The sequence below is a fragment of the Micromonospora sp. NPDC049004 genome (genome assembly GCF_040649315.1).
Taxonomy (GTDB): Bacteria; Actinomycetota; Actinomycetes; order Mycobacteriales; family Micromonosporaceae; genus Micromonospora.
In genome coordinates this window covers 1-9,661 of the sequence record NZ_JBEZFG010000010.1, presented here as the reverse complement: position 1 = coordinate 9,661, position 9,661 = coordinate 1, and the positions used below count along the sequence as shown (strand labels likewise).

Sequence of the window (9,661 nt, the reverse complement as noted above, 5' to 3'; positions counted from 1 at the left end):
TTCCTCTTCCTCCCCCTTTCGTTTTCTTCGCCCTCCTCTCCGTTCAGCCTTTATCCGCCCCCCCCCCCCTCCGGTGCCTCGCTCCCCCCCCAGCCCCAACCGCAACCACCGGCAAGCCCGAGCCCGGTCGCCCCCAGCCCACAACCGCAACCACCAGCAGGCCCCGCAGGCCCGCCAACCCGCCACACCACCGAGCCACGAACGCCAGCCGAAGGCCCCGCACACCCGTCGGTCGCAGCCGGTTCAATCGCCCGTCCCCGGGTAGCAGTCAGGCAGGACCGACGGAGGGCAGCCAGACATGAAGGCGTTGACCTGGCAGGGCAAGCGGGACGTACGGGTCGAGGAGGTGCCGGATCCCCGGATCGAGGAACCGACCGACGCGATCGTGAAGATCACGTCCACGGCGATCTGCGGCTCGGACCTGCACCTGTACGAGGTGCTGGGGCCGTACCTGAAGCCCGGTGACGTCCTGGGTCACGAGCCGATGGGCATCGTCGAGGAGGTCGGGTCGGAAGTGACCGGGCTCAAGCCCGGCGACCGGGTGGTGGTGCCGTTCAACATCTCGTGCGGCAGCTGCTGGATGTGCCGCCGCCAGCTCTACGCCCAGTGTGAGACGACCCAGGTGACCAGTGCGGGCAAGGGCGCGGCGCTGTTCGGCTACACCTCCCTCTACGGTTCGGTGCCCGGCGGTCAGGCCGAGTACCTGCGCGTACCCCAGGCCCACTTCGGACCGATCAAGATCCCGCAGACCGGCGCGGACGAGCGCTACCTCTACCTCTCGGACATCCTGCCGACCGCCTGGCAGGCCGTGAAGTACGCCGACACCCCGCCCGGCGGCACCCTTGCCGTGTTCGGGCTGGGCCCGGTCGGCCAGTTCTGCGCCCGGATCGGCCGTCACCTCGGCGCCGGCCGCGTCATCGGACTGGACCTGGTGCCCGAGCGGCTGGAACTGGCCCGCCGGCACGGCATCGAGGTCCTCGACGTCCGCGAGTTGTCCGACGTGCCGGGCGCGCTGATCGACCTGGTCGACGGGCGCGGGCCGGACGCCGTCATCGACGCCGTCGGCATGGAGGCGCACGGTTCGCCCGCGGGCAAGCTGGCCCAGACCGCCGCCGGACTCCTGCCGGACAAGCTGGCCCAGACGATGACCGACGAGGCTGGCGTGGACCGGCTGTCCGTCCTGCACGCCGCGCTCAAGGGGGTCCGTCGCGGTGGCACCGTGTCCCTCTCCGGCGTCTACGGCGGTGAGGCCGACCCGATGCCGATGATGGAGATGTTCGACCGGGGCATCCAGTTGCGGATGGGGCAGTGCCACGTGCGCCGGTGGACCGACGAGATCCTGCCGCTGCTCTCCGGCGACGACGACCCCCTGGGTGTCGAGGACCTGCGCACGCACCGGCTGCCGCTGAGCGAGGCGCCGCAGGCGTACGAGATGTTCCAGAAGAAGGAGGACGGCTGCATCAAGGTCGTGCTGGCTCCGTGAGTCGGGTGGTGGTGGTCGCGGGCGCGACCAGCGGGATCGGCCGGGCGACGGCCCGGGCGTTCGCCGAGCGCGGCGACCGCCTGGTGCTCGCGGCCCGCGCCCCGCAGACCCTCGCCGAGGTACGCGAGGAGTGCGCGGACGTCGAGGTCCTGACCGTGGCGACGGACGTCACCGAGCCGGGCGCGCTGGAGGCGCTGGCGGATGCGGCGATCGAGCGGTTCGGCCGTATCGACGTGTGGGTGCACACCGCGGCGGTGATGGCCTACGGGCGCTTCGACGAGCTGCCGGAGCGGGTCTTCGAGCAGGTGGTGCGGACCGATCTGCTGGCCGCCGCGGGTGCGGCCCGGGTGGCGCTGCGGCACTTCCGGGCCACCGGCGCCGGCACCCTGATCCTCACCGGGTCGGTGCTGGGGCACATCACCGCTCCGTACATGAGCGCCTACGTGACGAGCAAGTGGGGGTTGCAGGGGTTGGCCCGGACGGTCCAACAGGAGCTGCGGGACAGCCCGGACATCCACCTCTGCCTGGTCAACCCGGGCAGTGTGGACACCCCGGTGTACCAGCAGGCGGCCAACTACCTCGGTCGGGCCGGCCGGCCCCCGCCGCCGGTCGCCGGGCCGCAGCGGGTGGCCCGGGCCATTGTCGACTGTGTGGACCGGCCGCGTCGGGAGGTGTCGGTGGGCCGGCTGAACGTGGTGCTGCGGGCCGGTTTCACGGTGCTGCCGGGCGTCTACGACGTCCTCGTCGGGCCGTTGATGCGCCTGGCCGGCCTGAGCGGGCGGCCGGTCCCGGCGCACGACGGGACGGTCTTCGCCCCGAACCCGGCCGGCGAGTCGGTCCGCGGCGGCCACCTGCCCGACCTGCGGCAGTTCGCCCGCGCCGTGTCCGGGCCGGCCGCGCAGCTGCGCGGGGCGGCCGCCGGCGCGGTCGATGCCGTGCTGCGCCGACGCCACGGCTGAGGTGTTCGGGACTGTTCGGGACTTCTCTGGGGGCATCGTGCATCGATCAACTCGCCTAGGGTGGTGGGCCGGCAAGCGCTCCGGCGCCCCACGACGGGAGAGACGATTGACCATCCGACTGAACCGCAGGACGGCACTCGGACTGGGCACAGTGGCCACCGCCGGTACGGTGCTCGGCGCGGCCGCCCCGGCCAGCGCCGCGGAGAGCACCGAGGCGGCACCGACCACCCCTGCCCGGGCCGCCAACCGGGTCGCCGCCGCCTTCACCCGGTACAGCACCGAGGCCGGTGGCAACTGGCAGGCGTACGTCAGCGTGGCCGACCCGGCGGGCCCGCCGGTCGTCGCGGTGGCGGCGGACGCGGACCGGCGGATCGAGGCGTACAGCGTCAACAAGATCGCGGTGGCCACGGCGGTGTTGGACAAGGTGGACCGGGGGCTGCTGGCGCTGGACCAGCGGGTCGACGTCACCGCGTCGATCGTGGTGCCGGGTGGCGATGGCATCTTCAGCCTCGACGGCGCGTACCCCAGCAGCGTGACCCTCGGGCACGTGCTGGCCAATCTGCTGACCGTCTCCGACGACACGGCGGTACGGCTGTGCGGGCTGGTAGCTCCCGCCGCCGAGATCAACTCGATTCTGGTCGGTAAGGGCTTCCCGAACACCCAGGTCGAGCCGGTGGCCAACCCGAACCGGTTCTTCCTCGGCACCAGCACCCCCCGGGAGACCCACGACCTGCTGCGCGCCCTGGTCGCCGGCACGCTGCTGTCGCCGGCCTCGACCGCGCACCTGCTCGGGTTGCTGCGCGCCCCGGTGGCCTTCACCGACGGCATCCGGCGCACCATGTCGTCGGACGAGCGGGCCCGCATCGCCACCAAGGCGGGCTGGTTCGCCGACGCCCGGCACGAGGCCGGGGTGATCTTCGACCGGGCCGGCGCGGCGGTGCTGACCTACGCGCTCTTCGCCGACGGGCAGGCCGACCCGGACAACTTCGGCGCGACCCACCCGGCGGTGCAGGCCCGGGCCGCCATGGGTCCGAAGTTCCTGGCGGCGGTCGACCGTCTCGGCGGCACCGGCACCGTCTTCCGGACGACCGCCCGCCGACCCAGCAACGGCGGCTGATCCCGCTGCCGGGTCGGTCGTCGGGTGACGACCGGCCCGGTGCGGGCCACCGCCGGGGCGGGAACGGCCGGGGGGAACTACCGTGTAGTGCGGGACACGGCGGAGGGACGGCGATGGCGCCAGCGGAACGCACGGACGGGCAACTGTCGCTCGGGCGACTGATGCGGGGAACGGCAGGGCTGGCCGCGCTCGCCGGCCTGGCCTGGGTGGCCCGGGACGTGCCCGCGGCCCTCGGCGGCCGGCTCGCCGGCGCCCGCGCCGAACGGGCGGCCCGCTCGCCCCAGTTTCGCGACGGCACCTTCCACAACCAGGCCGACACCCGCACGATGGTCGCCGCAGAGCCGGGTCGCAACCTGCTCCGGGAGCTGATCTTCGGCAAGCAGAAACGGCGGCCCACCGCGCCCGTGCCACTGCTGCGCCCCAGCGCGCCGCAGGCCGCCGCCGACGAGCTCAACATCATCTGGTACGGCCACGCTTCGGCGCTGATCGAGATCGAGGGTCGGCGGGTCCTGCTCGACCCGGTCTGGAGTGACCGCTGCTCGCCGTCCGGGCTTGTCGGCCCGCGCCGGCTGCACGAGCCGCCGGTACGCCTGGACGAACTCCCCCCGCTGGACGCGATCCTGATCTCCCACGACCACTACGACCACCTGGACCTGCCCACCGTGCAGGCGCTGGTGGCTGGGCAGTCCGCGCCGTTCCTGGTGCCGCTCGGGGTGGGCGCCCACCTGGACCGGTGGGGTGTGCCCGCCGAGCGGATCATCGAGCTGGACTGGTCCGAGTCGCACCGGGTCGACGGGTTGGAGATCACCGCGACCGCCGCCCAGCACTTCTCCGGCCGAGGGCTGCGCCGCGACGGCACCCTCTGGAGTTCGTGGGTGGTCGCCGGGGCCCGACGCAAGGTCTTCTACACCGGTGACTCCGGCTACTTCGCCGGGTACGCGGCGATCGGCGCCGAGCACGGGCCGTTCGACGTGACGCTGATGCAGATCGGCGCGTACGACCGGGCGTGGCCGACCATCCACATGTTCCCGGAGGAGGCGGTCGACGCCCACCTGGACCTGCGCGGCGGCCTGTTCATCCCGGTGCACTGGGCGACGTTCAACCTGGCCCTGCACGACTGGTCGGAGCCGGTGAACCGGCTGTGGGCCGAGGCGAAGGCCCGCGACGTACGACTGGCCGTGCCCCGCCCCGGCGAGCGGGTGGTCGTCGACGACCCGCCCGCCGTCGACGGGTGGTGGCAGTCGGTCGCTTGAGGCGTCGGGTCAGAGCACGAAGGCGTCGGTCCAGAGCGCGCCGGAGCGGCCGGAGAGCGCGTCCAGCATCGCGACCGCCTGACCGTCGGTGAGCTGCGCGACGAAGTCCACGATGGCGCGGCCCCGGGCGCGGCCGATCCGGTCCGGCGTACGCGGGTGCAGCTCCGCCTCGGCCAGCTCGACCAGGTCGTGCAGCCGGCGGGGCAGTCGGGACTCCTCCTCCGGGTCGAGCAGCCACTCCCACAGCGCCTCCACCAGGGTGCCCAGCAGCCGGGCCTGACCACGCTGGTGCAGGGCCAGGTCGGGGCGGGCCAGCACGAACCGGTGGTGGACGAACTTGAGCACCTGCACCTCGTGCCACTGCGCGCAGCCGAGCAGCACGTACCCGGAGCGCACCGACGGCTGGTCGGTCACCGTGATCGCCTCGACGAAGCGGGTCGACCAACGGGCGGAGAACCGCGACACGTACTGCTCCGCCTCGATCGAGCCGTCGAACGGCATCGCCAGCAGCCCGTCCACCAACTCCTCGCGGACGTGCTCGACCGCGGCGGCGAACGCCTCGTCGTCGGCGATCCACGCGTCCTTACGGTGCAGTTGGCGGCGCAGGCGTTCGATGGCGGCGCCGGGCCGCCGGGCGGCGGTGGCCAGCGCGGCATCGGTGATCGCCCGGAAGTGCCCGCTCTCGCGCTGCCAGGCCATCAGCTCGGCGGAGACCGACCCCTGCTGGAGCACACCGACCCGGTAGAAGTCCTCCACGTCGTGGATGGCGTACGCGATGTCGTCGGCGGTGTCCATCACCGACGCCTCCACGGTCTGCTGCCAGTCCGGGATGCGGCCGACGAACGGCTCCCGCGCCTGCCGCAGGTCGTCCAGCTCGGTCCGGTACGCCCCGAACTTCAACGAGCCGCTCTCCGGGTCGTCCGGGGGCGGGGTGGCGCCGCGGGGCGGCGGGTCCAGCAGGCGTGGGTGCGGGTCGGGGTAGTCCAGCCGCGTCCACGGGTACTTCAGCATCGCCGCACGGACCGCGGCGGTCAGGTCCAGCCCGGTGGTGGCCGCGCCCCCGATCTCGGTGCTGGTGACGATCCGGTACGACTGGGCGTTGCCCTCGAAGCCGTCGGCGAGGCCGAGACGCTGGCGGGCCAGCCGGTCGAGCACCCGCTCCCCCAGGTGCCCGAACGGTGGGTGGCCGAGGTCGTGGGCGAGCGCCGCGGCCTCCACCACGTCGGGGTCGCAGCCGCCGAGCTTGTCCAGCAGGCCGCGCCACCTGTCGTCGGCCGTCAGGCGCTCGGCGATCGCCCGGGCCACCTGAGCGACCTTCAGGCTGTGCGTGAGCCGGTTGTGCACCAGCAACCCGGAGCCGACCGGGCTGATCACCTGGGTGACCCCGCCGAGGCGGGCGAAGAACGGCGAACCGACGATCCGGTCCCGGTCGGCGCGGAACGGGTTGGCCGTGAGGTCGCCGAGGGCCCGGGCGCTGCCGCCGAAGAGCCGCCGGGTGCGCGACTCCGCAGGTGATTCCATGATCGCCACGCTAGCGCAGGCCCGGCGGGGCCGTCGCCGGTCACCCCGGCCGGGCGCGGCGGTTCGGTCTGCCGCCTCGGCCGGGCGCGGCGACAGCGCCCCGGGCCGCCCGGCAGAATGCAGGCGGTACCCACTCCCGAAGGCGGATCGAGATCGTGACCCAGTCTGTTCATCAGCGGATCGCCGACGAGCTCGGCGTGGCCGAGCGTCAGGTGCGGGCGGCCGTGGAGCTGCTCGACGGCGGCGCCACCGTGCCGTTCATCGCCCGCTACCGCAAGGAGGCCACCGGCCTGCTCGACGACACCCAGCTGCGCACCCTGGAGGAGCGGCTGCGCTACCTGCGGGAGCTGGACGAGCGGCGGGCCGCCGTGCTGGAGTCGATCCGCGGCCAGGGCAAGCTGGACGAGGCCCTGGAAGCGCAGATCATGGCCGCCGACTCGAAGTCGCGGTTGGAGGACATCTACCTGCCGTACAAGCCGAAGCGGCGGACCCGGGCGCAGATCGCCCGCGAGGCCGGGCTCGCGCCGCTGGCCGAGACGCTGCTGGCCGACCCCAGCCAGGACCCGAAGGCCACCGCCGCCGGGTTCGTCGACGCGGAGAAGGGCGTCGCGGACGCCGCCGCCGCGCTGGAGGGCGCGCGGGCGATCCTCATCGAGACCTTCGCCGAGGACGCCGACCTGATCGGCACGCTGCGCGAGCAGATGTGGTCGCGGGGCCGTCTGGTGTCGCGGGTACGCGACGGTCAGGAGACGGCCGGCGCCAAGTTCTCCGACTACTTCGACTTCTCCGAGCCGTACCCGAAGCTGCCCTCGCACCGGATCCTGGCGATGTTCCGGGGCGAGAAGGAGGGCGTGCTCGACCTGACCATGGACCCGGAGGAGGCCGGCGAGGCGGACGCCGTGCCGACCGGCCCGAGCCGGTACGAGGCGGTGATCGCCGGCCGGTTCGGCGTGTCCGACGCGGGCCGCCCGGCCGACCGCTGGCTGGCCGACACGGTCCGCTGGGCGTGGCGTACCCGGATCCTCATCCACCTCGGGGCCGACCTGCGGATGCGGCTGTGGCAGGCGGCCGAGGAGGAGGCCGTACGGGTCTTCGCCACCAACCTGCGTGACCTGCTGCTGGCCGCGCCGGCCGGCACCCGAGCGACGATGGGCCTGGACCCGGGCCTGCGTACCGGGGTGAAGGTGGCCGTGGTGGACGCCACCGGCAAGGTCCTCGCCACCGACACCATCTATCCGCACGAGCCACGTCGACAGTGGGACGCGTCGATCGAGACACTCGCCCGGCTGGCCGGGGCGCACGGGGTGGAGCTGATCGCGATCGGCAACGGCACCGCCTCCCGGGAGACGGACAAGCTCGCCGGGGAGCTGATCGCCCGGCACCCGCAGCTCAACCTGACCAAGGTGATGGTCTCCGAGGCCGGCGCGTCGGTCTACTCCGCCTCCGCGTACGCCTCGCAGGAGCTGCCCGGGATGGACGTGTCGCTGCGCGGCGCGGTCTCCATCGCCCGCCGCCTCCAGGACCCGCTCGCCGAACTGGTCAAGATCGATCCACGGTCGATCGGTGTCGGCCAGTACCAGCACGACCTGTCCGAGGTGAAGCTGTCCCGGTCGCTGGACGCGGTCGTGGAGGACTGCGTGAACGCGGTCGGGGTGGACGTCAACACCGCCTCGGCACCGCTGCTGACCCGGGTCTCCGGGATCGGGGCCGGGCTGGCGGAGAACATCGTGCTGCACCGGGACGCCAACGGGCCGTTCCGGTCGCGGACCGAGCTGAAGAAGGTCGCCCGGCTCGGGCCGAAGGCGTTCGAGCAGTGCGCCGGCTTCCTGCGCATCCCCGACGGCGACGACCCGCTGGACTCCTCCAGCGTGCACCCCGAGGCCTACCCGGTGGTGCGGCGTATCCTCGCCAGCACCGGTCAGGACCTGCGCTCGGTGATCGGCAAGAGCGCGATCCTGCGCGGGCTGCGGGCCACCGACTTCGTCGACGACCGGTTCGGCCTGCCCACCGTCACCGACATCCTCGCCGAGTTGGAGAAGCCCGGCCGCGACCCGCGACCGGAGTTCCGCACCGCCACCTTCGTCGAGGGGGTGGAGAAGATCAGTGACCTGACGCCCGGCATGGTCCTGGAGGGTGTGGTGACCAACGTGGCCGCGTTCGGCGCGTTCGTCGATGTCGGGGTCCACCAGGACGGCCTGGTGCACGTGTCGGCGATGTCCCGGACGTTCGTCAAGGACCCCCGCGAGGTGGTCAAGTCCGGCGACGTGGTCAAGGTGCGGGTGCTCGACGTGGACGTACCCCGTAAGCGCATCTCGTTGACCCTGCGCTTGGAGGACGATCCCGCCGCGACCGGTGGTGGTCGGACGAGTCAGGAGGGGCGCGGCGGCCCGGCGCAGCGCGGTCCGCAGGGTGGGCGCGGCGGGCAGGACGGTCGCGGCGGATCCGGTGGCGGCGCCGGCGGTCGCGGCGGGTCTGACGGTCGCGGCGCGTCCGGCGGTCGCGGCGGGTCCGGCGGGTCTGGCGGGTCTGGCGGCCAGGGCAGGTCTGGTGGCCAGGGTGGGTCCGGCGGTCGCGGCGGGCAGGGCGCACGGGGCGGGCAGCAGCGGCAGGGCGCTCCGGCACCGGCGAACGACGCGATGGCGGAGGCTCTGCGCCGCGCTGGATTGGCCTGATCAGCGCGATCGGTCAGCCGCCGTGCGGAGGCGCCCGGGATGCCCCGCAGGGGCGGTCATCCTCGGCGCCTCCCAGGCCACCACCCCGCATTGACCGACCCGCCGGACCATTGGCGGGCCCTGTCGAGCTGCCCCACCGATGGGGCGGGACAGCTCGGCCCCACCCATGGGCACTGTCGAGCTGTCCCGCCTGTGGATCGGGGCGAGCGAGCCCCCCGCGTGGATCGCGGCGACGGGCCCCACGCGTGGATCGGGGCCAACGGGCCCCCGCGTGGACCGGGGTCAACGAGCCCCCCGCGCGGACCGAGGCCAACAGGCCCCCACGTGGACCGGGGCCAACGGGCCCCTCGCGTGGATCGGGTCGAGCGGTCCAGCGTGGGTCGGGGCGAAATGCCCACCTGTGCGACGAGCGAGCGGCCCACGCGTGGGTCGGGGGCGAGCGGCCCATGGGTAGGGCAGGCCAGCCATCGACACGCCCTTAACCGGCCCGCCCACGGGCGGCCCAGCCGCACGCACCGCTTCCCGATTTTGGTGTAGATCTTGGACAGTTTCCGTTCGGCGGGCGGGCTCAACCGGTGGTTGCAACACCGAGTAGCTGGGCCATTTTCTCACCGGGGGTGGCCCAGCCGAGGGTCATGCGGGGGCGGTCGTTGAGT

At 73.3% G+C, this 9,661-nt stretch carries 6 protein-coding genes; 5 read left to right on the top strand and 1 reads right to left on the bottom strand.

What is annotated here, in order from left to right; all coding sequences use genetic code 11:
* Positions 1 to 298 precede the first annotated feature (298 nt).
* The 4 genes from AB0B97_RS26445 (at position 299) to AB0B97_RS26430 (ending at position 4,812) form a co-directional block, all read left to right on the top strand.
* Positions 299 to 1,483 carry a zinc-dependent alcohol dehydrogenase gene (locus AB0B97_RS26445; protein WP_357497374.1) on the top strand — a complete coding sequence of 395 codons (1,185 nt, stop codon included), beginning with the start codon at positions 299 to 301 and terminating at the stop codon, positions 1,481 to 1,483.
* Positions 1,480 to 2,442 carry an SDR family NAD(P)-dependent oxidoreductase gene (locus AB0B97_RS26440; protein WP_357497372.1) on the top strand — a complete coding sequence of 321 codons (963 nt, stop codon included), beginning with the start codon at positions 1,480 to 1,482 and terminating at the stop codon, positions 2,440 to 2,442. The genes AB0B97_RS26445 and AB0B97_RS26440 overlap by 4 nt, the downstream gene beginning before the upstream one ends.
* A 106-nt stretch (positions 2,443 to 2,548) precedes the next feature.
* Positions 2,549 to 3,559: a serine hydrolase gene (locus AB0B97_RS26435; RefSeq protein WP_357497369.1), complete on the top strand. Its 1,011-nt coding sequence runs from the start codon at positions 2,549 to 2,551 to the stop codon at positions 3,557 to 3,559.
* 161 nt (positions 3,560 to 3,720) lie between these two features.
* Positions 3,721 to 4,812, top strand: coding sequence for an MBL fold metallo-hydrolase (locus AB0B97_RS26430; RefSeq protein ID WP_357497797.1), 1,092 nt, complete (start codon positions 3,721 to 3,723; stop codon positions 4,810 to 4,812).
* A 9-nt stretch (positions 4,813 to 4,821) separates the two neighbouring features.
* Here the strand turns inward: AB0B97_RS26430 and dgt are convergent, their stop codons facing one another.
* Positions 4,822 to 6,333 carry a dGTP triphosphohydrolase gene (gene dgt / locus AB0B97_RS26425; RefSeq protein ID WP_234587873.1) on the bottom strand — a complete coding sequence of 504 codons (1,512 nt, stop codon included), beginning with the start codon at positions 6,331 to 6,333 and terminating at the stop codon, positions 4,822 to 4,824.
* A gap of 155 nt (positions 6,334 to 6,488) precedes the next feature.
* Between dgt and AB0B97_RS26420 the strand changes: the two genes are divergently transcribed.
* Complete coding sequence (locus AB0B97_RS26420) at positions 6,489 to 9,005, top strand: Tex family protein (RefSeq protein WP_357497367.1); 2,517 nt, start codon at positions 6,489 to 6,491, stop codon at positions 9,003 to 9,005.
* Positions 9,006 to 9,661: the final 656 nt, after the last annotated feature.